Source organism: Amycolatopsis heterodermiae, assembly GCF_034929455.1.
Lineage (GTDB): Bacteria > Actinomycetota > Actinomycetes > Mycobacteriales > Pseudonocardiaceae > Amycolatopsis > Amycolatopsis heterodermiae.
The window spans coordinates 279,029-303,539 of record NZ_JAYFSI010000010.1 but is presented as its reverse complement, the minus strand read 5'-3'; the positions used below and the strand labels follow the sequence as shown (position 1 = coordinate 303,539).

The following is a 24,511-nucleotide window of genomic DNA, read 5'->3' as shown; positions in this document are numbered from 1 at the left end:
GGGTCAGCGGCGGGGGAAGTAGGACTCGATGACGTCCCAGCGGGCGCGGTTGTGCTTCGCGTCCGCCAGGGCGTCGTGCTGGTCGGTCGGGGCCGCCGGGAGCTTCGGCTTCCCGGCGTCCTCCCAGCGCTGGCGCAGGTCGCGGGTGAACCTCGGGAGCTGGCGCGGCAGGGCCGGCATCGGGCCCCAGAGCTGCGCCAGCGCGACGTGGTCGTACGCCGCGAACCAGGCCCACAGCTCGATGCCGCCCGGCGGCTTGCCGAAGAACTCCAGCAGGTCGGCGCGGATCTTCTCGCGGCTGCGCCAGACCGGGTCGGCCGGTGAGGGCAGCTTCGGCAGGACGTTGTCGCGCACCCACGGCCCGGCGCGACCCGGGTCGAAGTCCGTGGAGACCGCGTAGAACTCGCGGCCACGCTCGTCAACGACACCGATGGACACCAGATCGATGGTCACGCCGTCTTCGATGAATTCGGTGTCGTAGAAAAAACGCACTGGTGAACAGTAGTGGGTCAGCCGACCTTGCTGTCGGGCACCCGGGCGGCGTCGCGCGCGGTGGGCTGGGCCGGGACCTTCGGCTTCGCGCCGGCGGCCTCCGCGGCGAGCAGCTCCTTGGCCTTCGCCGCGTAGATGTCGACGTACTCCTGGCCGGACAGCTCCATGAGCGCGTACATGATCTCGTCGGTGATCGACCGCTCGATGAAGCGGTCGCCCGCGAGACCCTCGTACCGCGAGAAGTCGAGCGGCTTGCCGAAGCGGACCTCGAGGCGGCGCGGCCACCACATCTTGGAGCCGATCGGGTTGACCTTGTCGGTGCCGACCATCGCCACCGGGACGACGACGCCGCCGGAGTCCAGCGCGATCCGGGCGACGCCGGTCTTGCCCTTGTACAGGCGGCCGTCCGGGGAGCGGGTGCCCTCGGGGTAGATGCCGAGCAGGTGACCGGCCTTGACCAGCCGGGTCGCGGTGTCGAGCGCGGCCTGGGCCGCGTTGCCGCCCGAGCGGTCGATCGGGAACTGGCCGACGCCGGTGAAGAACCACTTCTTGAGCAGGCCCTTGAAGCCGGGCTCGGTGAAGTACTCGGACTTGGCCGGGAAGGTCACCTTGCGCTTGACCCGCAGCGGCATGAAGAACGAGTCGGCGACCGCGAGGTGGTTGCCGGCCAGGATCGCCCCGCCGGTCTCGGGGATGTTCTCCGCGCCCGTGACCTTCGTCGGCCACAGCGTCTTGAGCAGCGGACCGATGAACACCCACTTCATGAGCCAGTACAGCACCGGTGCCTCAGTCCTCCATCGCAGCTCAACCCCTGTAACCCGCGTCGACCAGACTACGAAGCCGGACGGCCTCCGCACAACGGAGACCACCCGGATACCTCCGGGCAGCGATCGATCTCACAGAGAATTACGGGTCCGGGCGGACCCCCACAACGCCCTCGACCCGTGAGAGCATGGATGGCCTACACCGCTCACACGGAAGGCGATCGCATGGGCGTGCTCGCCGGCGCGGAACCGTTCGGCCACACCGGTTCGGCCGAGACCGGGTTCCTGCTCTGCCACGGCTTCACCGGTACCCCGGCCAGCATGCGGGCCTGGGGTGACCACCTCGCCGAGGCCGGGTTCACCGTGCGCTGCCCGCTGCTGCCGGGGCACGGCACCCGCTGGCCGGACCTCAACCGCACGACGTGGCAGGACTGGTACGGCGCCGTCCGCGAAGCCCTGCTCGAGCTGCTTTCGTCCTGTAAGACCGTGTTCGTCGGCGGCCTGTCGATGGGCGGCACGCTGACGCTGCGCCTGGCCGAGGAGTTCGGTGACCGGATCGCCGGGATCGTCCTGGTCAACCCGTCGGTGACGCGGCTGAAGTGGGACACCAAGCTGCTGCCGGTGCTGGGCAAGATCGTGCCGTCGGTGCCGGCGATCGCGAACGACATCAAGAAGCCGGGCGAGACCGAGCTGGCCTACCCGCGCACGCCGGTGCGGGCCGCGGCGAGCCTGGCGAAGCTGTGGGCGCTGGTGCGCGCCGACCTGCCGAAGGTGACGCAGCCGGTGCTGCTGCTGCATTCGGCGGTCGACCACGTCGTCGAGCCGGAGAACTCGCGGCTGGTGCTGGCCGGGGTTTCGAGCACCGACGTCACGGAGGTCGTGCTGGAGAACAGCTACCACGTGGCGACCCAGGACAACGACGCGGACGTGATCTTCACCCGGAGCGTCGAGTTCGCGAAGGCGCACGCCGGGCAAGCGGAGGAGACCGCATGAGCCGAGGGAAGGACGGGCCGGAGGACGTCGACGCGACGTTCGCCGAGATCGTCGCCGACCTGCGGGCCGACGGGTTCGGGCTCCCCGAGATGGACACCGCCGACAACGCCGGGGACACCGGTGGCACCGCGGGGCGCGGGGTGGCCGAGGAGAGCGAGTCCCGGAAGGCGCCGGACCGGCCCGCCGAGCCGTCGAAGCCGCCGAAGCCGCCCGCCGCGGCCGACCCGCCGGAGACGAACTGGCGCTCCGGCGGCACGACGTGGGACAGCACGATGTTCTCCGACGACCCGGCGGACGACGACGAGCACTTCGTCCCGCCGGAGCCGCCGCCGCTGCCGCGGCCGAAGATGGGCGCGTTCCTCATCCTGCTGCTGTTCCTGGCCGGGCTGTTCCTGCTGATCTTCCCCGCCGCGATCGGCGTCGGCCCGACCGTGGCGACGCCGCTGGGCATCCTCGCGCTGGCGACGTCGATCGCGCTGCTGCTGCTCCGCGTCCGGCAGGGCCCGCCGCCCGGCGCCGACCCCAGCAACGGCGCCCAGGTCTGACCCGGCCCCGATGACCATCGAATTCACGCCTTCGCGGCGATCCACCGTGGGCGTGGAGTGGGAGCTGGGCCTCGTGGACCGGCGCAGCGGCGACCTGTCGTCGACCGCCGAGCGGATCCTCGACGCCGTGCGCCCGGACGGCGAGGCGGAGCACCCGAAGATCAAGCAGGAGCTGCTGCTCAACACCATCGAGATCATCACCGGTGTCTGCGACACGATCGCCGAGGTCAAGGCGGACCTGGACGAGTCGCTGGACGTCGTGCACGGCGTCGCCGACCCGCTCGGCGTCGAGATGTTCTCGGCCGGGACGCACCCGTTCTCCAACTGGTACCAGCAGAAGGTCACCGACAAGGAGCGCTACGCCAAGCTGATCGACCGCACCCAGTGGTGGGGGCGGCAGATGCTGATCTACGGCGTCCACGTGCACGTCGGGCTCGACCACCGCGAGAAGGTGCTGCCGGTGCTCGACGCGCTGCTCAACTACGCGCCGCACCTGCAGGCGCTGTCGGCGTCGTCGCCGTACTGGGGCGCCGAGGACACCGGGTACGCCTCGAACCGGGCGCTGATCTTCCAGCAGCTGCCGACCGCCGGCCTGCCGTTCCAGTTCCGGAAGTGGGCGGAGCTGGAGAACTACGTCGACGACATGTTCACCACCGGCGTGATCGACAGCTTTTCGGAGATCCGCTGGGACATCCGGCCTTCGCCCCAGCTGGGCACGATCGAGCTGCGGGTCTGTGACGGGCTGCCGACGCTGGAGGAGGTCGGCGCGATCGCGGCGCTGAGCCAGTGCCTGGTCGACGACTTCAGCGAGCGCCTCGACGACGGCGAGATCCTGCCGACGCTGCCGCCGTGGCACGTCCAGGAGAACAAGTGGCGCGCGGCGCGCTACGGCACCGACGCGATCGTCATCCTGGACGCGGCCGGGCGCGAGCGGCTGGTCACCGACGACGTCTGCGACCTGCTGAACCGGCTCGAACCGGTGGCGCGGCGGCTGGACTGCGAAGCCGAGCTGCGGGACGTCGAGACGATCCTGAAGTACGGGCCGAGCTACCGGCGGCAGCGGGCGGTCGCGACGCGGCACAAGGGCAGTCTCAAGGCCGTCGTCGCGTCGCTGGTCGCGGAGATGCGCGACGGGATCCTCAAGGATTGAGCTGGTCCAGCTGGGTCCGGAGGGTGCCGGGGCCCATCGCCGACGCGCCGAGCGCTTCGACGCGGCGGCGCAGTTCGCGGTCGGCCGTCGCGACGAGCACCTTCGCCTGGCGGTGCTGCCCGGCGACCTCGACGATCTTCGAGTCGCCGTCGGTGTCGGCCGGCACGACCGCCACGCCCTTGACCGGCCGCACGCCGCTCGCCTTGCCCTCGACGACCAGGATCACCCGCGGCCACCAGGTCAGCGTGGGATCGTCCGGGTCTTGAAGGCCGGCTTCGGCGAGGCGCGCCAGCTGGTCGCGCAGGCGTTCGGCGGCGCCGTGGCGATCGTGCCACCAGCCGTCCGGCCGCGAGCCGACGACGTTCGCGGCGTCGACGACCAGCACCAGCTCCTGCCCGACCCGCGGCCGCAGCGCGGGCCAGGCCGCGGCGAACCCGCTGTGCAGGCGGTAGCCCGGGACCTCGTCGGGGTCCACCCAGCGCACCTCCGCACTCTCGGTGTTCGCGACCTTGGCGTCGATGTCGTCGGCCAGGGCGAGCACGGTCGTGTAGCTCCAGTCGCCATGGTCCACCACGGAGGCGGACAGCGCCCGGAACGCGTCGACGGGGATGGCGGCCTCTTCGAAGGCTTCCCGGGCGGCGGCCTCGACGGCGGTCTCCCCCGCCTCGATCGCCCCGCCGGGCAGGGCCCAGGTGCTGCCGTTGTGCACCCACCAGGCCCGGCGCTGCAGCAGCACCCCGCGCGCCGGGTCGAACAGCAGCAGGCCGGCGGCGCCGTAGCGGCCCCAGTGCAGGTGCCCGCAGGAACACCGGACGAACACACTCGCGGACGGCTGCTGGCTCACCCCGTCCACCTTGGCACACTCTCCGGTATGACCTCGTTCGAGCAGCTCAAGCCCACGTTCTGGGACCGCGGCCCCGGCGAGCCGCTGAGTGCCAGGGAGTTCGCCCACGCCGGCCGCGAGCTGGGCGTCCGGCTGCCGCTCGAGCTGGGCGAGCTGCTGGGCCTGCGCAACGGCGGCACGGTCGCCGCGCACTGCGACGCCTTCCCGACGAGCAGGCCGACGTCCTACAGCGACACGCACGTCCCCTTCGACCGGCTCCTCGGCGTCGGCGGGCGGCTGTCGCTGCTGGACTCGCCGTACCTGAGCACCGAATGGGACCTGCCGAAACGGCTGGTGGTGCTGTCCGGCGACGGCCACACGTGGGTGGCGCTGGACTACCGCCGCTCCACCGAGCCGTCGGTCGGCTGGTTCGACGTGGAGCTGGAGTCGGAGCTGCCGCTGGCCCCGACGTTCCGCGCGTTCGCCGAAGGACTGGTGCCCTCGGGGAGCTTCCCGGAGGAGTGACCACGGCGGCCGCCTCAGTCGGGTGACACAGTCACCAACTTTGCGCGTCAAAGCCGCACTTTCGCTGGGAAAGTGCGGTCTTCGCACCCCTGAGGCGTCACTTTCTCAGCGAAAGATGCGTCTCTGCGCGAAGCGGGGTGGCCATTTCGGGTGACGCTCGGGAGTGGACTCGGGCGGTCAGACCGGGGTTTTGGCCATCTCCACCGCCAGCGCCGCCGCACCCACGATCGCCGTGTCGTCGCCCAGGTGGGCCGTGCGGATGCGGGCCAGCGGGCGGTGCCTCGCCCCGGTGATCGCGCCCGCGTAGTGCTCTCGGGCCTCGTCCAGGAACAGGGGGGCCGACTCCGACACACCCCCGCCGATCACGATGATCTCCGGGTCGAACACGTCTGCCACCAGGGCCAGGCCCTCGCCGAGCCACTTGGCCAGCTCCGCCATCGCCAGCTGGGCGATCGGGTCGCCGTCGCGGGCCGCGCCCGCCACGCGCCGGCCCGTCACCGAGCCCGGGTCGCCCGCGACCTGCGGGGCCAGCACCGTCGAGCGGCCCGGGTGCCGCGCGAGCAGCTCCACCGCCGTCGCCGCCAGGGCCGTCCCGCTGCAGTAGCGCTCCCAGCAGCCGTACTTGCCGCACGGGCACGGCCGGCCGCCGCGGACCACCGTCAGGTGACCCAGCTCCGGCGCGACGCCGTACGCGCCGCGGTACAGCTTGCCCTCCAGCAGCAGCCCGGCGCCGATCCCGGTGCCGAGCGCCACCAGCGCCGCCACGTGCGCGCCGCGGGCCGCGCCGAAGCGGTGCTCCCCGACGATCGCCGAATTGACGTCGTGCTCCAGCAGCACCGGCAGGCCGACGCGCTTCTCGATCCGGTCGGCGACCGGCGCGCCACGCCACGCCAGGTGCGGCGCGAACATCACCGACCGCCGGTCGCGCGCGACGAAGCCCGCGACGGCCAGGCCGACCGCCGCCACCTCGTGCCGGTTGCGCAGGTCCTCGATCACGCCCGCGATGGCGTCCTCGAGGGCGCCTTCCTCGGTCGGCGTCGAGACCCGGGCCGTGTCGAGCAGCGAGCCGCGCTCGTCCACCACACCGGCCCGGATGCTCGTCCCGCCGACGTCCACCCCTATCGTCCGCACTCAGCTCTCCCGATCCGGCCGCCACTCGTCCCGTCTGCGGACGGTGATGTGCTGCACCCGCGGCGCAACCACGTCGTCCGCCGCCGGCCGCGGCGCGGGCCGGAACCCGGGCATGTGCACGCCCTCGTCCGGTTCCCAGCGGTCCGCGAGCACCGCTCGGAGCAACGCCACGAGCTGGGCCAGCTGTTCCAGCAGCCTCGCCGCGAACTCCGGCCGCTCACCTCGCACCACGGCGACGATCGCACACAGTGGACACCACCCGCACGCCGAGCCCTCGGGTTTCGCCTGGTCAGGGTCACCGTGCCCGGCCGCGACCACCCCTTCGAGCCACGGCGCGGCCTTCTCGACGACCATCTCCACGAGCAGCCGGAGCTCCTCGGCCAGGCGCAGCCCGTCGGCGGCCTCTTCTTCGCTCACCGGCGTCCCCGGTTCCCGGCCAGGCTCACGAGCAGGCCGTCGGCGTCGGATTCCGCGCCGGTGATCCGGCACGGCCGCAGCGACTCCGGCAGGGCGATGAGCCTGCGGAAGCCGTCCACGGTGATCGCCAGGTCGTCGTCGACGCGGGCGAGATCGACCTCGGCGTCCCGCCCCAGCGGGATCGCGATGCGCAGCGTGTAGCCCTCGGGCGCCGGCCGGACCCGCAGCAGCGGGGTGACCGGGGTGCCGTCGCCGTCCAGCGGGTCGGCGTCGCGGTACAGCTCGGCGGCGATCTCCAGCAGAGCCGGCAGCCCGACCGGCTCGACGGCGCGGTGCTCGACCCGCGCGACCTGCCGGAACCCGGCCGCCCGCAGCTCGGCCAGCACGGCGTCCTGCTGCGTCCGGCGCGTGCGCAGCCACGTCGCGGCGCCGCCGCGCCAGAACCCGGGCGCGGGCATCAGCCGGTTGGCGATCAGGCCGTCGACGGCGATGCCGCGCAGGGCGAGCGAGCTGAGCGTGCGGCGCGCCTCGGCGACGACCACCCGCTCCGGGGTCAGGACGAGCCGGACCGTCGTCACCGACGGCTCGGTGAGCAGCGCGCGCAGGCCGTCGAGGTGCCCGCCGAGGCGGCGCACGGAGTCCGTGACGCGGCGGCCGAACACCCGGGTCAGGTAGCCGGAGACGGCCTCGGGCAGGGCGAGCAGCCGCAGCGTCTCGGCCGTCGGGCCGCAGTCGACGACGATGGTCTCCCACGGGCCGTGCTCGGCCAGCCGCCGGACCTCGCTCAGGGCGAGCAGCTCGTCGACGCCCGGGAGCACGGTCAGCTCTTCGGCGTCCAAGGTGTCGAGGCCGGCACCGGACAGCGTCGTCCGCAGCTCGGCGCGCAGCTGGTGCCACGTCGTGTCGACGAGCGTCCGGGAGTCGATCTGGACGGCCGAAAGCAGAGCGTCCACTTCGGACGGTTCGGCGCCGAGGGTGTGGCCGAAGGCGTCGCCGAGCGAGTGCGCCGGGTCGGTGGAGACGACGAGGGTCTTCCTGCCGCGAGCGGCCAGGGCGGCGCCGGTCGCCGCGGCCAGCGTGGTCTTCCCGACACCCCCCTTGCCGGTGAACAGCAGGATCCGCACCCGGTTACCCCTCGGCCCGCTTCTTGAGCTCCTTGAGCGCGGTGTCCATGACCATCTTCTCGGCCTTGCGCCGGAGCAGGCCGATCATCGGCAGCGCCAGCTCGACCGACAGCGTGTACGTCACGCGGGTGCGGCCGCCGAGGTCCTCGAGCGCGTACCGGCCGTTCTGGGCCTTCTGCATCTGCCCCTTGACCAGGTGCCAGCTGACGCCGAGGGCGTCGGCGTCCCAGTCGTACTCGAGGGTGTAGACGTCCTTGATCGGGCCCGCGTCGAGGGTCAGCTTGACCTGCTTGGCGCGCCCCTCGGCGTCGGTGTCCAGGACCTCGGCCTCCCGGACGGCCTTCGCCCATTCCGGGTAGGCGGGGAAGTCGGCGATCACGGCCATCACCCGGCTGGGCTCGGCGTCGACCTCGATGGACTGTGTGGACTGCTCGGCCATGGACGAAGCGTAGCCGCCGCGGCCGGTCACCAGCGCAGCACGTAGGGCTGCCCGGTCTCCTTGAAGTGACCCACGTTACGGCACTCGGTCAGGCCGACCCGGGCGCGGGCGGCCAGGGGCTGGTGCACGTGCCCGAACACCGACCAGCGCGGCCGCTGGGCCCGGATCAGCTCGAGCAGCGCCGCCGAGCCGAGCTCGCTGCGGCGCGCGACGACGTCGTAGGTCAGCTCGGGCAGTGCCGGCGGGGCGTGCGTGCAGAGCACGTCGACCTCGGTCAGCGCGGCGACGCTCGCGTCGTAGTCCGCGCGATCCCGCAGGTAGGGGCGCCAGGCGGCGCCCTTGCGGCGGCGCGGGACGACCCCGTCGGGCAGCAGCGCGCCGCCGACGAAGCCGAACCGCAGGCCGCCGATCTCGGCGACCTCGCCGTCCAGCACGCGGATGCCCTCGCCGGCGAACTCGGGCCACAACGCGGGGGTGTCGACGTTGCCGGGGGTGGCGTAGGTGGGCGCGGTCATCGCCGCGAACAGCGTCGCGTACTGCTCGCGGATGGCCTCGTCGACGGCCGCGGCCGGGTCGTCGAGGCTCGCCCAGAGCGTGCGCGAGTAGGCAACGGTTTCGTCACGGGTGCCCTCGCGGCGCAGCCGGGCGAACTCGCCGACCTTCTCGCCGCCGAAGAGCGCGCCCATGATGCCCTTGTCGTGCTCGCGGTAGTCGACGAAGTCGAGCAGGTCGCCGAGCACGACCAGGGCGTCGGCCCCGTCCCCGGCGCGCTTCAGCGCGTCCGCGTTGCCGTGCACGTCCGAGACGACGTGTACCCGCACCCCTGGTCCCCTTCAGTCTTCGCCGCGCGGAGGAACTCCGGGCTCGCGCCCGTCCTCCAGGATCTCCTTGAGCCCGAGTGCGATCGCCTTCGCCGCGCGGGCCCGCCGGTCGAACTCCCGGCGCAGGTCACGCGGCGCCAGCGCCCGGGGCGTCCCGGCCGCGTCGGCGGGGGTCGCCCGCAGGAAGTAGTGCAGCAGGGTGCCGTCGAGCACCGGCTCGAGCCAGATCTCCATCGTACCGACGAGCGCGCCGCGCACGGTCCAGCGCAGGCCCTTTTCGCCCCGGTCGGTGTAGACCTCGAGCACGAGGTCCGGCCAGTAGCGGGTCCAGGACCTCGGATCGGCGAAGACCGCGGCCACGGTGGCGGGCGGGACGACGAGGAACGTCTCGTCGACGACGTCGAGAGCGGGCGGCGCCTGGTTCACGGAGCGAAGAATGTCACGCCCTCGCCGTGCGGCGCCGGTCAGCATGGTCTTAAGGTGCTCCTCACGCTAAGTTGACTGGCGGGTAACAGCGGTGTCATCTGCCGCCGCACGCGTTGAACACGGAGGTCCCACGTGCGCGAATACAGCGCTCCCGCCGGCAAGCCGGTGGCCGACGACGAAAACATGTCCGATGTCGTCTGGGCGAACGCGGAGCGGTTCTCCGACGTGGTCAGCTTCCGCCGTCAGGTCGACGGCAGCTGGCTGGACGTGACGGCGAAGGAGTTCGCCGGCGAGGTGCTCGCCGTCGCCAAGGGCATGGCCCAGGCCGGGATCGGCCGCGGCGACCGCGTCGCGATCATGTCGAAGACGCGCTACGAGTGGACGCTGATCGACTTCGCGATCTGGGCGGCCGGCGCGGTGACGGTCCCGATCTACGACACGTCGTCCCCGGAACAGGTGTTCTGGATCCTCTCGGACTCGGCCGCGAAGGCCGTGTTCGTCGAGACGAACGCCCACGCCGGCGCCGTCGACGAGATCCGCGACCGGCTCACCGAGCTGGACCACACCTGGCAGATCGAGGGCGACTCCCCCGCCGTCGAGGAGCTGTCCGCCATCGGCGCGACGCTGTCCGACGACGAGCTGCACGAGCGCCGCCGCGAGGTCGTCGCCGACGAGCTCGCCACGATCGTCTACACCTCGGGCACCACCGGGCGTCCCAAGGGCGTCGAGCTGACCCACCGGAACCTGCTCGCCGAGATCCGCGCCGACATCGAGGCGTTCCCGCAGCTGATGGAACAGGGCAACTCGCTGCTGTGCTTCCTGCCGCTGGCGCACGTGCTGGCCCGCGCGATCGCCGTGACGGCGCTCACCGCCCGGGTCACCCTCGGGCACACCCCGGACGTCAAGAACCTGGTCCCCGACCTGGGCACCTTCCGCCCGACGTTCGTGGTCGCCGTGCCGCGCGTGTTCGAGAAGGTCTACAACTCGGCCAAGCAGAAGGCCCACGGCGACGGCAAGGGCAAGATCTTCGACGCCGCCGAAGCCGTCGCGGTCGCCTACAGCGAGGCCCAGGACAAGGGCGGCGCCGGCATCGGCCTGAAGGCCAAGCACCTGGTGTTCGACAAGCTCGTCTACGGCAAGCTGCGCGCGGCCCTCGGCGGCCGCTGCGTGGCGGCGGTGTCCGGCGGCGCCCCGCTCGGCGCGCGGCTGGCGCACTTCTTCCGCGGCATCGGCGTCCCGGTGTTCGAGGGGTACGGCCTGACCGAGACGTCGGCGGCGGCGAACGTCAACACGCAGTCGGCGTTCCGCGTCGGCACGGTCGGCAAGCCGGTCAACGGCACGTCGGTCCGCATCGCCGACGACGGCGAGGTCCTGCTCAAGGGCGACGTCGTGTTCCGCGCGTACTACAACAACCCGCAGGCCACGGCCGAGTCGCTGACCGACGGCTGGTTCCACACCGGCGACCTCGGCGAGCTGGACTCCGACGGCTTCCTCAAGATCACCGGCCGCAAGAAGGAGATCATCGTGACGGCGGGCGGCAAGAACGTCGCCCCGTCCGGCCTCGAGGACACCATCAAGGCGGCCCCGCTGGTGAGCCAGGCGATGGTGGTGGGCGACCAGCGCCCGTTCATCGCGGCGCTGGTCACGGTGGACGAGGAGTACTTCCCGTCCTGGAAGTCCCAGCACGGCAAGCCCGCTTCGGCCACGGTCGCGGACCTGTCTTCGGACGCCGACCTGCTGGCGGAGATCCAGACGGCGGTCGACGAGGCCAACAAGACGGTCTCGAAGGCCGAGGCGATCAAGAAGTTCACGGTGCTGGCCAACGACTTCACCGAACAGGGCGGCGAGATCACGCCGAGCCTGAAGCTGAAGCGCAACGTGGTCTCGAAGAACTACGCCACCGACATCGAGGCCCTGTACAAGAAGTAGCGGTCACCGCTGGGCCGCGACGAAGTCGCGGTACCAGCGGTAACTCGCCCTCGGCGTGCGGCGCTGCGTCGTGTAGTCGACGTGCACCAAACCGAACCGGTGCTTGTAGCCGTGGGCCCACTCGAAGTTGTCCAGCAGCGACCATGCGAAGTAGCCGCGCAGGTCGACGCCCGCGTTGAGCGCGTCGCGGACCGCTGCCAAGTGGTCGCTCAGGAAGCTGATGCGCTCGTAGTCGGCGAAGTCGCTGCGGTCCGGGTAGACGCAGCCGTTCTCCGTGACGTACACCGGTGGCAGGTCCGGGTAGCCGTTGTGCAGCGCGACCAGGGCCTCCGTCAGGCCCTCCGGCTCGACCGGCCAGCCCATGCCGGTGCGCGGGACGTCCGGCAGGCGGGTCGTGTCCACGCCGATGTCGGCGGCCGTCCGCCGGGCCGGGTCCGGCTCGCGCGGGGGCGCGTCCGCGACGTGCAGCCGGTAGTAGTAGTTGACGCCCAGGTAGTCGAGCGGGACGCCGATCGTTGCCAGGTCGCCGTCGTGGCGGAACGAGAAGTCCGACGCCGCGCCGAACATCGCCGTGAGGCCCGGGGCGTAACGGCCGCCGAAGAGCGGGTCGGTGAACTGCCGCCGCAGCAACGTGTCCTGGCGCGCGGCCGCCGCCTTGTCGGCCGCCGACTCGGTCACCGGCACCGCCGGGGACTGGTTGAGCACCACGCCGAACCGGTGGCCGGGCGCGGCTTGCCCGCGCATCGCCTGGACCGCCAGGCCGTGGCCGAGCAGCAGGTGGTGGGCGGCGGCGAGCGCGCCGTGGCCCTCCTTCGCGCCGGGCGCGTGCCGGCCCTCGCCGTACCCCGCCACCGCGCACGGGTACGGCTCGTTCAGCGTCGTCCAGTGGTCGACGAGGTCACCGAGTTCCGCGTGGACCAGGGCGGCGTAGTCGGCGAACCGGTGGGCCGTGTCGCGCGAGCGCCAGCCGCCCTCGTCCTCCAGGGCCTGCGGGAGGTCCCAGTGGTAGAGCGTCAGGAACGGCTCGATCCCCTTCTCCCGCAACCCTTCCACGAGCCGCCGGTAGAAGTCGAGGCCCCGCCGTTCGACGCGGCCGCGGCCCGCGGGCTGCACCCGCGGCCACGACACCGAGAACCGGTAGGCGTCCACCCCGAGCCCGGTGAGCAGCGCGAGGTCCTGCGGCCAGCGGTGGTAGTGCTCGGCCGCGGGCTCGCCGGTGTCGCCGCCGGCGACGGTGCCCGGCACCGCGGCGAAGGTGTCCCAAATGGACGGTCCACGGCCGTCCTCGGTGGTGGCGCCCTCGATCTGGAACGCCGAGGTGGCCACACCCCAGCGGAAGCCGGGCGGGAAGCTGGTCGTCACGTTCACTCCGGGAGAGTCAGCCCTTGAGCGCGCCCTGCATGATGCCGCCGACGATCTGGCGGCCGAACAGCAGGAACACGACGAGGACGGGGATGGTGCCGAGGGTGGCGGCGGTGAGCACGAGCGTGTAGTCGGTGGTGTAGCCACTGGCCAATGTGGACAGTGCGGTCTGGACGGTCGGGTTCTCCGGCACCAGCACCACCAGCGGCCAGAAGAAGTCGTTCCACGCCTGCATGAACGTGAACAGGCCGAGCACCGCCGCGGCCGGGCGCGCGGCGGGCAGCGCGACGTGCCAGAACAGCCGCAGCGAGCCGCAGCCGTCCATCCGCCCGGCCTCCAGCAGCTCCAGCGGCAGCGCCCGCTCGAAGTACTGGCGCATGAAGAACACGCCGAACGCGGTGACCAGGCCGGGCACGATCACCGCCTGCAGCTGCCCGGCCCAGCCGAAGTCGGCCATCATGATGTAGAGCGGCACGACGCCCAGCTCGGTCGGGATCGCCTGGGTGGCGACCACGAGCAGCAGCAGCACGGTGCGGCCGCGGAAGCGCATCTTGGCGAAGGCGAACCCGGCGAGCGTCGAGAACAGCACCACCGAGAGCGTGATGGTGCCCGAGACGATCAGCGAGTTCACCAGCGCCAGCCCGAAGTTCGTCTCGTCGAAGACGCGGGCGATGTTCTCGAACAGGTGCCCGCCCGGCACCAGCACCGGCGGCACGCTGCCCACCGCGTCCGGCGTCTGCGACGAGACGACGAACGACCAGTAGACCGGGAACGCCGAGCCGGCCAGGATCGCGATCAGCGCGGCGTAGGTCCACGGGCTGGTGACCCGCTGGGTGAACCGCCGCGTCCGGCTCGGCGGCCGGGCCACGGCGGGTGCCGCGGTCGAGGTCAGCACGGTGGACATGTCGGCTCCTCAGTCGGTTTGGATGCGCCGGGTCACCAGGTACGCCACGCCCGCCACCAGCATTGTGGCGATCGCCAGCAGCAGCGCCACCGCGGAGCTGTAGCCGAAGTCGTACTTGGTGAAACCCTGTTCGTAGAGGTAGAGCGCGGCGGTCTGGAACTGCCGGTCGGACCCGCCGGTCGCGGCCGCGGTGCCCGGGTTGAACAGCAGCGGCTCGGCGAGCAGCCGCATGTTCCCGGTCGTCGCGATCACCGTGGAGAAGATGATCTGCGGCCGCAGCAGCGGCACCGTGATCCGCCAGAACTGCTGGTGGCCCTTGGCGCCGTCGAGCGTCGCGGCCTCGTACATGCTCGACGGGATCGCCTGCATGGACGCGAGGAAGATCAGCGCGTGGTAGCCGGTCCAGCGCCAGATCACCATCGACGCGATCGCGGCGTGCGAGCTGGCCGTGCCCGCCTGCCAGTCGACGTGCCCGGCGCCGAACCAGCTCAGCACCCAGTTCACCAGGCCGAAGTCCCGGCCGAACAGCTGCGCGAAGATGATCGTGACCGCCGCCACCGAGGTGATGTTCGGCAGGATCATGCCGGTCCGGAACAGCGTCCGGCCGCGCAGCCTGCGGTTGAGCAGGTGCGCGATGCCGAGCGCGAACAGGATCTGCGGGATCGTGGTCAGCAGCCACAGGCTGACCGTGTTCCCCATCGCGTTCCAGAAGTACGGGTCGTGGAACAGCAGCTGCTCGTAGTTGCCGAACCCGATGAACTTCGCGCCCTCGGCGTCGAGCAGGTTGCGCTTCTGCAGCGACACGAAAGCCGTGTAGAGCAGCGGGAACAACCCGAAGACACCGAAGATCAGGAAGTACGGGCTGATGAAGCCGAACGGCGAGAGCTTGACGTCCCAGTTCGCCCGCCGGTCGGCGAAGCTCAGCGTCTTTCCCGAGACCATCAGCTCTGGAGCTTCGAGACGTCACCGACCAGCTGCTGCCAGGCCGCCGCGCCGTCCTGCTTGCCCTGCTCGACGCGCTGCATCGCGTTGCCGAACTCGGTCTGCACGTCGCCGGCCTTGGGGCCCTGGTACTGCGGGTTCAGCTTCTTCGCCGCGTCCGTGAAGAGCTTGCCGACCGGCGCGTTGTTGAAGAACGGGTTGGTGTAGCCGGTGATCTTCGGGTCGGTGTAGAGCGACGGCGTCGAGGGCAGCAGGCCCTGGCTGGTGAACACCTTCGCCTGCTGCTCGGGCGCGGTCAGCCAGGCGGCGAGGTCGGCGGCCTCGGCGGTGTGCTTGCCCTGCTTCGGCACGGTCAGGTACGAGCCGCCCCAGTTGCCGCCGCCGCCCGGCACGCTCGCGACGTCCCACTTGCCCGCGGTGTCCGGCGCCTGGTCCTTGATCTTGGTCATCATCCAGGCGGGGCAGGTGACGGTGGCGAACTGGCCCTGCGTGAAGCCGGTGTTCCAGGTCGGCGTGCTGTAGAGCAGCCCGGCGCTCAGGTTCGCCTTGACGGCGTCCACGACCTGGTCCCAGCCGGCGCGCAGCGCGGGGTTGCTGTCGACGACGAGCTTGTCGCTCGTGTCGTAGTAGCCGGTCTGGGCCTGGCCGAAGATCGCGTTGAGCACGGTCGGGCCGCCGTCCATCCACTTGACACCGTTGGGTGCCTTGGCCTGGAAGCGCTTGCCCGCGTCGAAGAACGCCTGCCAGGTCGGCCAGAGCGCGGAGACGGCGTCGCGGTCGGCGGGCAGGCCGGCGCCTTCGAGCAGGTCACGGCGGTAGCAGATGGCCAGGCCGCCGACGTCGGTGCCGTAGCCGATCTGCTGGCCGCCCTTGGCCAGGGACGCGTTCCACTTCCAGCCGAGCCAGCGGTCCTTGAGCTTGTCGCCGCCCACGGTGTTGAGGTCGACGAACTTGTCGGGGGTCGCCTTGAACTGGGCGACGTACCCGGTGTCGATGGCCTCGATGTCCGCGGCGCCACCCCCGGTGGCCAGGTGCGCGGCCAGGTTCTTGTGGTGGTCGGAGTAGGCGGCGGTGCGCTCGGTGATCTCGATGTTCGGGTGCGCGGCCTGGTACTCCTTGATCAGGTCGGTGTACCCGAAGTTGCCGAACAGCCCCAGGCTGAGCTTGATCTTGCCGCCGGTCCCGCCGTCGCCGCCGCTGCAGGCGCTCAGGGCGGTGACGGCGGCCAGGACGGCCGCGAGGACCATGCCGGTTCTCGTGTTCGGGCGCATGAGATCTCCGTTGTTCTGCTGAAGCGCGCGGAAAGTGGCCTCTATGAGAGCGCTCCCAGTGCGTTGCCGTCAAGTAACGAAAAGATAACGCAGTCTCGAACTTTTCGATGTGGTGGCCGATGTGCTACTCATGTAACCGGTTACAGCCGAAGGAGCCACCATGGTCACCGCCCGCGAAATCGCCGAGCTCTGCGGCGTCTCCGTCGCCACCGTTTCCCGGGTCTTCAACCAGCCGGCGTCGGTCAGCGGGCCGACCCGCGAACGCGTCGAGCGGGTCGCCCGCGAGCTGGACTTCTCCCCCAACGAGTCGGCGCGCGCGTTGTCGCGCAAGCAGTCGGCGATGATCGGGCTGGTCTGGGACACCGACCACCGGCGGCCCGGCTGGCGCCACCCGTTCCTGCAGGACCTGTTGCTGGGCTTGAAATCCGCGCTCAGCTCGCACGGCTACCACCTGCTGCTGCTCGCCACGAGCGACGACGCGCGCAGCCGCACCCCGGGCGTCTCCCTGGCCGATCCGGTCGGCTACGTCAGCATGACGCGCCGGCACCACCTCGCCGGGCTGGTGCTGATCGACAGCGGTTCGGACGCGGAGGCGTTCACCGCGTTCGCGCGGTCCGGCTTGCCGTGCGTGGCGCTGGACGTCGCGATCTCCGGTCCCAAAGCGACCTACGTGACGTCGGACAACGTCCGGGGCGCCGCGGACGCCGTCGCCCACCTGGCCGGGCTCGGGCACCGCCGGATCGCGACGCTGACCGGCCCGCGCGACAACACCCCGGCGGCCGAGCGCACCCGCGGCTACCGCGACGGCCTGGCCGCGGCCGGCCTCGAAGCCCGCGACGACTACGTGGTGTCCGGCGACTTCTACCGCGAAAGCGGATTTGTCGGCATGCGCCGGTTGCTGGCCCGCAAAGAACCTCCGACGGCCGTCTTCGCGGCGAGCGACGAAATGGCGGTGGGCGCCCTGCTCGCGGCCCGCGCGACCGGCCTGCGCGTGCCGGACGACCTGGCGGTGGTGGGGTTCGACGACATCGAGGTGGCGTCCCTTGTGGACCCCGCGCTGACGACGATCGCCCAGGACAAACCGGGTTTCGGCACGGCGGCGGCGGAGGCGCTGCTGAAGATGATCGAGACGGACGCGGCCCCGGAGCCGGTGCTGCTGCCGACCCGGTTGGTGGTCAGGGACTCCTGCGGTGCTTGAAGCCGTACTCGGCGAAGATCTGGCCGAGGGCACGCCATGCGTCTACGGATTCCGAGTCGGCCTGAGCGCAGGTGACCAGGGTTTTCCACAGGGCCCAGCCGCGCCCGCGCGCCCAGGTCTCGTCGTCGACGGACAGCCGCTCGCGGAACACCTGCCGCCCTTCGGCGGTCAGCAGCGTCCACGCGATGGCCACGTCGCAGGCCGGATCACCGGCGCCGCAGGTCCCGAAGTCGATGACCGCGGCCAGTTCCCCGGCGCCGAGCAGGAGGTTCCCCGCGGCGACGTCGCCGTGGAACCAGCGCTCCGCCCCGTCCCACCGCGCGTCCAGCGCGGTTTCCCAGATCTCTTGCGCCAGAACGGTGTCGACCCGGCCGTCCAGCTTCGCGAGCGCGCGCCGGGCGGCCTCGTCGTAGGTGCGCAGGGTGCCACCGCGGAACCAGTTGTGCTTGCCCGGCCCGGGAGCATCCTCGGTGTCGACGCTCTGCAGCGCCGCCAGGAACCCGGCCAGGTCGGCGGCGAACCGGACGGGGTCGGCGATCCGGTCCGCGCCCGCGGGCTCGCCGTCGAGCCAGGGGTGGACCGACCACGGAAACGGATAGTCCGCGCCGGGCCGCCCTTCCGCCAGCGGGACGGGGATGGGCAGCGGCAGCTGAGGCGCGAGGACCGGAAGCCAGTGCTGTTCCTTGCCGACCGCCAAGGCGTACTCGGCCGCGCTGGGCAGCCGCGCCGACATCCGGTCGCCGAGGTGGAAGGTCCGGTTGTCCCAGCCACCGTGGGACACGGGCCGGACCGGGAGGCTCGCCCACTCGGGGAACTGGTCGGCGACGAGCCGGCGTACCTGGTCCACGTCGACGGTCACGCGCCGGGGCACGGGACCGAGGCTGGGCGTGGTGCTCATCCGCCGATCTTCGCGTCCCAGTCGATGTGGTGCGAGTACAGCCAGTCGGTCCCGTCGGCGACGTTCTGGCCGGCGCCGGCCGCCACCAGCTTCTCCACGCGCTCACGGCGCAGTCCTTCGTACGCCTCGAACGCCGACGCCGGGTCCGGCCGGTCGCGCAGGCACTGCGCCAGCACCACGCTGTCCTCGAGCGCCATCGACGCGCCCTGGGCCGAAGCCGGCGACGCGGCGTGGGCGGCGTCCCCGATCAGCACCATCTCCGGCGTCGACCAGACGCGCGTCTCGGGGACGTCGTAGGAGTGGCCGCCGAAGACCTCGTCGCCCGTGGCCGCGATGATGTCCGCGCAGGGCAACGGTTCCCCGGCGAACGCCGCGTGCGCGAACTCGCGCCAGCCGTCCGGGGTGACCGCCGCGATCTCGGCGCGGGGCCGCTCCTCGTCCGGGACGCGGGCGAACCAGAACGTCGCTCCGCTCGGGTCCGTCGTGAAGCCGAAAGCCGCCTTGCTGCCGCGGACCATCCGGTAGATCCCCGGCGCCGACGGCAGCCCGGGAGCGCGCGTGTAGCCGTAGACGACGGTCAGCCCGGTGAAGCGCGGCTCGGCGGCAGCCGGGTCGATCAGGCGCCGCACCACCGAGTGCAGGCCGTCCGCGCCGATGAGGACGTCACCCGCTTCGGTGGTGCCGTCGGCGAACTCCGCCGTGACGCCGCCCGGGCCGGTCTTGGCGCCGGTCAGCCGGCGGCCGTGGACGAGCGTGACGCCCCGGCGCGTGGCTTCGTCCTGCAGGACGCGGTAGAGCGTCGCGCGGGTCACCGTGCGCGGGCCGTCGAGGCCCTCGGTTTCGAAGTCGCGCCGCCCGGCGGTTTCTCCGGTCGGGAGGACGAGCTCGACGCCGTGCGCCGCGAACGACGCGTCGATCACCGGGCCGTCGGCACCGATGGCGCGCAGGGCGTCCATGCCGTTGTGCATGATCGTCAGGAACGCGCCGATGTCTTCCCCGCCCGAAGCGTAGGCCTCGAACACGACCGGGTCGTGTCCCGCCAGCTTCAGCGCCATCGCCGTGACCGTGCCGGAAATCCCGCCACCCGCGACCAGTACCCGCACCCTGCTGCCCCCTCATGAACTCCGCATGCCGCCGTGCACGACGTTACCGTGACGGCGGCACGCGGCGCTCACTCCTTGGCACCACTGGTGGCGATGTCGCCGTTGAGGCCGCGGGGGTAGAAGCCGCCGGAGGACACCTTGTCCGGGTTCAGGTAGGCGATGTTGAGCACGCGGTCGGCGGAGCGGCCGAACGCGATGCCGTTGGCGTCGGCCGGGACGAGGTTCGCCATGCCGTCCTTGAGCACGCCCTCGTCGTCGTCGGCCTTGCCGTCGAGGCTGTCGCGGGCGTCGGAGATCTTGTTGGTGACGTCGCCGAGGCCGCGTTCGAACAGCTGCCCGCGCACGATCCCGGCGTGGTAGGCCTCGACCGCGAGGATGCCGGCCGCGGCGTCGAGGAACGTCTTGTTGTTCACCAGCGGGGCCGCGCCCTTGTACGCCGAGACGCCGACGTCCTCGAAGAGGAAGGCGGCGAGCAGGAAGTTGTTCTCGCTCGCGAACGGGTCGAACGTCTGCTGCTTGTTGATGATCCCGGCCGCCTGCATGGCGGCGGTGAAGCTGTACTGGAAGTCGATCTCGGGCTGCGCGACGGCGGCCTTGTCCAGCGCCTTGCGCAGGAAGGTGACGTGGGCGACCTCGTCACCCGCGATCTCCTGGACGATCTGCTTGGTGTGCTCGCTCTTGAACTTCACCGCGTGGCCGCCGGTGACCTTGCCGAGGTTGCCGATGCCGTTGACGTACTTGTCGTTCAGCCCGTAACCGTTGACGGCGAACAGGTAGAGGTTCGCCTCCAGGTACTCCAGGTTGAGCGCGAAGTTCAGCACGGCGGCGTCGCTGGCCGCCTCCTTGGCGGCGTCGCCACCCTGCTCCGGGTACTGCGAAGTAGCGCCGGCCGAGCCGAGGCCCAAGGACAGCGCAGTTCCGAGCGCGCCGGCGCCCGCGACGCCGAGCCCCGCCGCTCCCGCAGCCTTGAGGAAGCGGCGGCGGTCGGTCGCGTTCTCCGCGCTGCGCTCGATCAGCTGCTGTGTGTAGCGTTTTCCGAACACCGGGGGACGTCCTCTCGTGACGAGTTCGTCCACCTCACCCACCGGTCATACGTACCCGGACGGCCCCCGGCTCGGTCAAAACGGGAAAAAGTTCTTCCCGGTTTTGTTTTCGCAGGTCAGAGGCTTTGCTGCGCCGCGGCGAGCCGGACGCAGACGGCCAGGGCGCGGACGGCCTCTTCGACGTCGGCGAGCTCCGGGAAGGTCGGCGCGATGCGGATGACGGCGTCGGCGGGGTCGTCACCGTGCGGGTGGGTGGCCCCGGCGGGGGTCAGCGCGACCCCGGCCTCCTTGGCCAGCCGCACGACCTCCTTCGCGGTGCCCTCGGGCACGGTCAGCGACACGAAGTAGCCCCCGGTCGGCTTGGTCCAGGACGCGAGGTCGGACAGCTCCTCGGTGAGGATCCGGTCGACGGCCTCGAACTTCGGGCCGATGATCTCGGCGTGCTTGCGCATGTGCGCGCGGACGCCGTCCTCGTCCTTGAGGAACAGAGCGTGGCGCAGCTGGTTGACCTTGTCGGAGCCGATGGTGCGCTTGCCGATCAGGCCGGTCCACCAGGCGAGGTTGGCCTCGGACGCGCCGAAGAAGCCGACGCCGCCACCGGCGTAGGTGATCTTCGAGGTGGAGCCGAAGACGAACGGGCGGTCGGCGTGGCCGGCCTCGGCGCTGAGCGCGAGGACGTCGGCCAGCGCCGGCTCGTCGTCGGTGAGGTGGTGCACGGCGTAGGCGTTGTCCCAGAAGATCCGGAAGTCCGGCGCCGCGGTGGTCATCGAGGCGAGCCGCTTGACGACGTCGTCACTGAACGTGACACCGGTCGGGTTGCTGTACTTCGGGACGCACCAGATGCCCTTGATCCCGGCGTCCTCCGCGACGAGCCGCTCGACGACGTCCATGTCGGGGCCTTCGCCGGTCATCGGGACCGGGATCAGCTCGATGCCGAAGCGCTCGGTGAGCGCGAAGTGGCGGTCGTACCCCGGGACCGGCGCGAGGAAGGCGACGCGCGGCTCGTCGGCCCAGCGGCGCTCGGCGCCGGGGACCTTGCTGAGCAGGGCGTGGACGACGGCGTCGTGCATCAGCTCGAGGCTGGAGTTGCCCGCGGCGAGCAGATGCTCGGCCGGCACCTGCAGCGCGCCGGCGAAGATGCGCCGGAGCTCCGGCAGGCCCTTGAGCCCGCCGTAGTTGCGGACGTCGGTGCCGTCCTCGGCCTTGAAGGTCCCGTCGCCGGGGAGGGCGAGCAGCGCGTTCGCGAGGTCGAGCTGCTTGGGGGACGGCTTGCCGCGGGTGATGTCGAGGGAGAGGCCGCGGTCGACGAGGGCCGCGTAGTCGGCGCGGGCCGTGTCGACGTCGACGGAAGCAGTGGTCATGGCGTCAACGCTAAACCCGGCGTCGATACCATTTCGGGGCGGGTCCTGGCTAGGGTGGTTGGTGTGCATCTAGTCGTCCACGCCGACCAGCGCCAGTTCTCGGTCCGCGATTCCCGCGCACGCCTGGACGGAACCGGCTGGACGGCAACGGCGGTGGACCGCCGGATCGGCGCGGAGCCGGGCGGTTTCGCGGTAGCCACGGCCCGCTCGGACCTGGTGGAGTCTTCGGTGACGCTGCTCCCTTCTGCGCCTGTGCTGCTTCCGGAAGCCGAGCACGTGGTGGAAGCAGATCTTCCGGTTCCGAGCGGGAAGATCGTGATTTCCGGGCCCGCGGACTACCCGTCGCAGGAGAAGTTCTTCTCGGTGCTGCCGGGGCTGTACCGGGCGCGGGTGTCGTACGTGCCGGCCGGGCCGCCCGCGACGGAGTGGAACGAGCACGAGTTCGGCGAGCACTTCCGGTATTTGGTGGAGCTGTGGCCGGCGGCATCGGAGGCAGACGTGGAGGTCCTCCGCCAGGGCGCGGCGGTCTGGGACGGTTAGGTGGGTTTTGGTCGGCCGGGTGATTGGTCGCCCGGGGATGTCGCTGCACTTGGTGCCGTTGGCGTGGATAAGGGAGCGGTGCGGCGATCGCTGGTGACCGACCAGCCGGGTTCGGCAGCGCACGAGGATACCGCGGACCGGCAGGCCGCCGAACTGGGCCAGCCGAGTCGGTGCCGCCAACGCAGACCATCAGCGTGGAACAGACAGCGGCGCAGCGACCGCCGGTGACTGATCGACACGCGAGACCAGTCGGGTTCGGCAGCGCCGAGAATGTCGCGGACTGACAGGCCGCCGATCTGGACCGGCCGGGTTAATGCCGCCAACGCAGACCATCAGCATGGACCAGGGAGCGACGCGGCGACCGCCGGTGACCGATTGACACGCGAGAACAGTCGGGTTCGGCAGCGCATGAGGATGTCTAGGCGGCCAGGCCGCCGATCTGGGCTGGCCGGATTGGTGCCGCCAACGCAGACCACCGGCATGGATCAGGGAGCCGCGCGGCGATCGCTGGTGACCGACCGATTCGCGAGACCGGTCAGGGTCGGCAACGCCGAGGATGTTGCGGACCGGCAGGCCGCCGATCTGGACCGGCCGGATTGGTGCCGCCAACGCAGACCACCGGCGTGGATCAGGGAGTGGCGTTGCGATCGCCGGTGACCGACCGACATGCGAGACCGGCCGGGTTCGGCAGCGCACGAGGATGTCGAGGCGGGCAGGCCGCCGATCTGGGCCGGCCGGATTAATGCCGCCAACGCAGACCATCGGCATGGCTCCGTGGGCGACGCGGCGATCGCTGGAGACCGATCGATTCGCGAGAGCCGGTGAGTCGGGAGGGCACGAGGACCGGCTGGGGCGGTGCCGCTGTTGCGGCTGCGCCGTCTGCTGCGTCTGCTGCGTTCGTTGGTCGAACGAGCCGGTCTGTGGGTCAGCGAATCCGGGCGTGGGTCGTGGCCCGGAGCCGGTGGCTTCGGGGCCTTTCCCTGTTGGTTGGTTATGCCGCGAACGGTAGTGGTTGGTGGATGTTGTTGCGTCTGGGTTTTCGGTGTTTGTCCAGGAACGCTGGTGGCCGGAATTCCGGTAGGCCGTCGGCGGCTATGTGGACTTCCCAGGCTGAGCGGTGCAACAGCCGGTGGTGGTGGGCGCACAGCAGGACCAGGTTGTTCAGATCCGTGGGGCCGCCCTCGGACCAGTGGCGGATGTGGTGACCCTGGCAGTGCCGGGGTGGGCGGTGGCAGCCGGGGAATGCGCAGCCACGGTCGCGCAGGAACAGCGCTCGGCGTAAACCGGCGGAGATCAGGCGGCGTAGGCGGCCCAGGTTCAGGGGTTCGCTTTTCTCGCCCAGGACTGCGGGGATGAGCATGCTGTCGCAGGCGTGGACTCGGGCTTCGGCTGCGGTCATTGTGCCCGTGTCGCCGAGGGTGGCCTGGCCGACGCCCGACTTCAGGTCCTCCAATGAGACCGCGACCATGACGTGGGCTCGTTCGCCCGCCTGCATCGGCAAGTCCGGGGAGTTCAACGCGAGGTCGACGGCGTCGGAGAAGGCGTCGCCGTAGCGTTCCTGCGGGGAACGGAAGTCCGCTCCCTCGTCGCTGTTGCGACGTTCGGCCAGTGAGTCGAGCAGGGCGCTGGCGCGGGTGCCGGTTTCGTCGTCAAACCGGCCGGTCAGCTCCCAGACTCCGGTTCTCTTGCGGCGCAACGACAGCTCACGGCTGGGCGTAGACGGTTCGGCAGAGTCGGGTTCGGCACCATCGGGGTCGAGGTGGGCCACGATCCGCGCACCCAATGCGGCGACCTGCTTGTGCCCGGCCGAGGAGGCGAAGGACAGCAGGCTCCCCTCAGCGTCATCGCGGTGCTCGGGCGCAAGCTTCGCCAGAACGTCGACGATGGTGTCGATCATCGGCGCGCTCAGCCGCCCGTCCAGGGCGGCAGCACCGGTGGCCGGAGCAATAGCGGGCACGGGGCTTCCGTCGAGAGCACGCCCGGCATTGAGAGCCGCCGCTCGTTTCACCACACGTTCGGCACCAGCCTTGGAAACATCAGCCAGATGCTCGAACAATCGAGCAACGGAGCGATATCCGAACAGCTCCATCACACCACGCGACTCGATTTCCACCAACAGAGAACCATTTTCAGCCTCAGCAGACCGCACAACACCGAGCAGCGAGCTGACACGATCGGCCAGAGCCGCCGCATCTGCCTGCCACACCGATTCGCTGTCCACACACCAAGATTACCGCCCAACGAACACATGTTCATCACACGAAAGGATGATCCGGCAGGGATACCACTGCGTGGGGAATCGGCGCTGCC

Annotated in this window: 25 protein-coding genes; 7 read left to right on the top strand and 18 right to left on the bottom strand. The window is 71.0% G+C overall.

All coding sequences use genetic code 11. The annotated features are described in order from the left end of the window. Positions 1-3 precede the first annotated feature (3 nt). Together VA596_RS35525 and VA596_RS35520 are read right to left on the bottom strand one after the other, a co-directional pair. Positions 4-492: a polyadenylate-specific 3'-exoribonuclease AS gene (locus tag VA596_RS35525; RefSeq protein ID WP_323332975.1), complete on the bottom strand. Its 489-nt coding sequence runs from the start codon at positions 490-492 to the stop codon at positions 4-6. A gap of 17 nt (positions 493-509) precedes the next feature. After that, the gene (locus VA596_RS35520) at positions 510-1,271 is read right to left on the bottom strand and encodes a lysophospholipid acyltransferase family protein (protein WP_323332973.1); all 762 of its coding nucleotides are present in this window, start codon (positions 1,269-1,271) and stop codon (positions 510-512) included. Between the two features lie 210 nt (positions 1,272-1,481). Here VA596_RS35520 and VA596_RS35515 point away from each other — a divergent pair, with 210 nt between their 5' ends. Genes VA596_RS35515 through VA596_RS35505 form a run of 3 tightly spaced genes read left to right on the top strand, consistent with a single transcriptional unit; the run spans position 1,482 to position 3,944 of the window. Next, complete coding sequence (locus tag VA596_RS35515) at positions 1,482-2,249, top strand: alpha/beta hydrolase (RefSeq protein ID WP_323332971.1); 768 nt, start codon at positions 1,482-1,484, stop codon at positions 2,247-2,249. Then, a complete protein-coding gene (locus VA596_RS35510) occupies positions 2,246-2,794 on the top strand; it encodes a hypothetical protein (RefSeq protein WP_323332970.1) in 549 nt (182 codons plus the stop codon). The genes VA596_RS35515 and VA596_RS35510 overlap by 4 nt, the downstream gene beginning before the upstream one ends. Before the next feature lie 10 nt (positions 2,795-2,804). Further along, a complete protein-coding gene (locus tag VA596_RS35505) occupies positions 2,805-3,944 on the top strand; it encodes a glutamate--cysteine ligase (protein ID WP_323332969.1) in 1,140 nt (379 codons plus the stop codon). On the opposite strand, the gene VA596_RS35500 is transcribed toward VA596_RS35505, so the two are convergent. Beyond that, the gene (locus tag VA596_RS35500; protein ID WP_323332968.1) at positions 3,934-4,788 is read right to left on the bottom strand and encodes an NUDIX domain-containing protein; all 855 of its coding nucleotides are present in this window, start codon (positions 4,786-4,788) and stop codon (positions 3,934-3,936) included. The genes VA596_RS35505 and VA596_RS35500 overlap by 11 nt on opposite strands. A gap of 27 nt (positions 4,789-4,815) precedes the next feature. Between VA596_RS35500 and VA596_RS35495 the strand changes: the two genes are divergently transcribed. Next, complete coding sequence (locus tag VA596_RS35495; protein ID WP_323332967.1) at positions 4,816-5,292, top strand: SMI1/KNR4 family protein; 477 nt, start codon at positions 4,816-4,818, stop codon at positions 5,290-5,292. Positions 5,293-5,469: 177 nt separating this feature from the next. Here the strand turns inward: VA596_RS35495 and VA596_RS35490 are convergent, their stop codons facing one another. From VA596_RS35490 to VA596_RS35465, 6 genes are read right to left on the bottom strand one after another with little or no spacing between them, the layout of a single operon-like run. Further along, positions 5,470-6,408, bottom strand: coding sequence for an ROK family protein (locus VA596_RS35490; RefSeq protein WP_323333092.1), 939 nt, complete (start codon positions 6,406-6,408; stop codon positions 5,470-5,472). A 15-nt stretch (positions 6,409-6,423) separates the two neighbouring features. Next, a complete protein-coding gene (locus VA596_RS35485; protein WP_323332965.1) occupies positions 6,424-6,840 on the bottom strand; it encodes a hypothetical protein in 417 nt (138 codons plus the stop codon). Then, on the bottom strand, positions 6,837-7,964 hold the full coding sequence (locus tag VA596_RS35480; protein ID WP_323332964.1) for an ArsA family ATPase: 1,128 nt from the start codon (positions 7,962-7,964) through the stop codon (positions 6,837-6,839). The genes VA596_RS35485 and VA596_RS35480 overlap by 4 nt, the downstream gene beginning before the upstream one ends. Before the next feature lie 4 nt (positions 7,965-7,968). Continuing rightward, positions 7,969-8,403 (bottom strand): SRPBCC family protein, encoded by a 435-nt coding sequence (locus tag VA596_RS35475; RefSeq protein WP_323332963.1) that lies wholly within the window; start codon positions 8,401-8,403, stop codon positions 7,969-7,971. Positions 8,404-8,429: 26 nt separating this feature from the next. Further along, on the bottom strand, positions 8,430-9,224 hold the full coding sequence (locus VA596_RS35470) for a metallophosphoesterase family protein (protein WP_323332962.1): 795 nt from the start codon (positions 9,222-9,224) through the stop codon (positions 8,430-8,432). A 12-nt stretch (positions 9,225-9,236) separates the two neighbouring features. Then, on the bottom strand, positions 9,237-9,650 hold the full coding sequence (locus VA596_RS35465) for a polyketide cyclase / dehydrase and lipid transport (RefSeq protein ID WP_410171952.1): 414 nt from the start codon (positions 9,648-9,650) through the stop codon (positions 9,237-9,239). Positions 9,651-9,782: 132 nt separating this feature from the next. Here VA596_RS35465 and VA596_RS35460 point away from each other — a divergent pair, with 132 nt between their 5' ends. Continuing rightward, positions 9,783-11,579, top strand: coding sequence for an AMP-dependent synthetase/ligase (locus VA596_RS35460; protein ID WP_323332960.1), 1,797 nt, complete (start codon positions 9,783-9,785; stop codon positions 11,577-11,579). A 3-nt stretch (positions 11,580-11,582) separates the two neighbouring features. Here VA596_RS35460 and VA596_RS35455 read toward each other — a convergent pair whose 3' ends face one another. The 4 genes from VA596_RS35455 to VA596_RS35440 are packed head-to-tail and all read right to left on the bottom strand — an operon-like array spanning position 11,583 to position 16,058. Beyond that, positions 11,583-12,941 carry a GH1 family beta-glucosidase gene (locus VA596_RS35455; protein ID WP_323332959.1) on the bottom strand — a complete coding sequence of 453 codons (1,359 nt, stop codon included), beginning with the start codon at positions 12,939-12,941 and terminating at the stop codon, positions 11,583-11,585. A 16-nt stretch (positions 12,942-12,957) separates the two neighbouring features. Continuing rightward, positions 12,958-13,845: a carbohydrate ABC transporter permease gene (locus VA596_RS35450; RefSeq protein WP_323332958.1), complete on the bottom strand. Its 888-nt coding sequence runs from the start codon at positions 13,843-13,845 to the stop codon at positions 12,958-12,960. 9 nt (positions 13,846-13,854) lie between these two features. Further along, positions 13,855-14,787, bottom strand: a complete 933-nt coding sequence (locus tag VA596_RS35445) for a carbohydrate ABC transporter permease (protein WP_323332956.1) — start codon at positions 14,785-14,787, stop codon at positions 13,855-13,857. After that, on the bottom strand, positions 14,787-16,058 hold the full coding sequence (locus tag VA596_RS35440) for an extracellular solute-binding protein (protein WP_323332954.1): 1,272 nt from the start codon (positions 16,056-16,058) through the stop codon (positions 14,787-14,789). Before VA596_RS35440 ends, VA596_RS35445 begins: the two co-directional genes overlap by 1 nt. A gap of 160 nt (positions 16,059-16,218) precedes the next feature. On the opposite strand from VA596_RS35440, the gene VA596_RS35435 reads away from it, so the two are divergent. Continuing rightward, complete coding sequence (locus VA596_RS35435; RefSeq protein WP_323332952.1) at positions 16,219-17,256, top strand: LacI family DNA-binding transcriptional regulator; 1,038 nt, start codon at positions 16,219-16,221, stop codon at positions 17,254-17,256. On the opposite strand, the gene VA596_RS35430 is transcribed toward VA596_RS35435, so the two are convergent. From VA596_RS35430 to VA596_RS35415, 4 genes are all read right to left on the bottom strand, one after another. Next, a complete protein-coding gene (locus VA596_RS35430) occupies positions 17,234-18,154 on the bottom strand; it encodes an aminoglycoside phosphotransferase family protein (protein WP_323332951.1) in 921 nt (306 codons plus the stop codon). The genes VA596_RS35435 and VA596_RS35430 overlap by 23 nt on opposite strands. Further along, the gene (locus VA596_RS35425) at positions 18,151-19,257 is read right to left on the bottom strand and encodes an NAD(P)/FAD-dependent oxidoreductase (RefSeq protein WP_323332949.1); all 1,107 of its coding nucleotides are present in this window, start codon (positions 19,255-19,257) and stop codon (positions 18,151-18,153) included. The genes VA596_RS35430 and VA596_RS35425 overlap by 4 nt, the downstream gene beginning before the upstream one ends. Positions 19,258-19,325: 68 nt before the next feature. Continuing rightward, entirely contained in the window at positions 19,326-20,300 is a 975-nt protein-coding gene (locus VA596_RS35420) for a ferritin-like domain-containing protein (protein WP_323332947.1), read from the bottom strand. 116 nt (positions 20,301-20,416) lie between these two features. Next, entirely contained in the window at positions 20,417-21,661 is a 1,245-nt protein-coding gene (locus tag VA596_RS35415; protein WP_323332945.1) for an aminotransferase class I/II-fold pyridoxal phosphate-dependent enzyme, read from the bottom strand. 63 nt (positions 21,662-21,724) lie between these two features. On the opposite strand from VA596_RS35415, the gene VA596_RS35410 reads away from it, so the two are divergent. Beyond that, positions 21,725-22,201: a hypothetical protein gene (locus tag VA596_RS35410; RefSeq protein WP_323332944.1), complete on the top strand. Its 477-nt coding sequence runs from the start codon at positions 21,725-21,727 to the stop codon at positions 22,199-22,201. A 991-nt stretch (positions 22,202-23,192) separates the two neighbouring features. Here VA596_RS35410 and VA596_RS35405 read toward each other — a convergent pair. Continuing rightward, the gene (locus VA596_RS35405) at positions 23,193-24,422 is read right to left on the bottom strand and encodes an HNH endonuclease signature motif containing protein (RefSeq protein ID WP_323332942.1); all 1,230 of its coding nucleotides are present in this window, start codon (positions 24,420-24,422) and stop codon (positions 23,193-23,195) included. Positions 24,423-24,511 lie beyond the last annotated feature (89 nt).